The 244-nt window shown below is 59.8% G+C and carries 1 protein-coding gene; it reads left to right on the top strand.

The window, feature by feature from the left end; translation table 11 throughout:
• Positions 1-244 (top strand): recombination protein NinB (locus CQ12_RS37025; RefSeq protein WP_198164371.1); only part of this gene is annotated, 244 nt, incomplete at both ends.

Raw genomic sequence — 244 nt, 5'->3', positions numbered from 1 at the left:
GTCGTCGTCCTCAATAGTCAGGCGGAGCGCGAGCGCGCCATCGACTGGATCGAGCGCGCCAAGACTGGATCGCGCATCGAGTTCAAAGGCCCGTGCCGCACCTTGGAGCAAAACTCCCGTTTCTGGGCAATGCTAACAGACGCGGCTGTGCAGGGTCGCATCAACGGGCGCCGGTTCAATACCGAACAGTGGAAGCTGATATTCCTTCACGCCTATGCGGAGGAACGCGGCATCGAGATCAAGT

The sequence above is a fragment of the Bradyrhizobium jicamae genome (genome assembly GCF_001440395.1).
Lineage (GTDB): Bacteria > Pseudomonadota > Alphaproteobacteria > Rhizobiales > Xanthobacteraceae > Bradyrhizobium > Bradyrhizobium jicamae.
The sequence above is the reverse complement of the archived record's forward strand: the minus strand, read 5'-3'. Positions and strand labels throughout refer to the sequence as shown.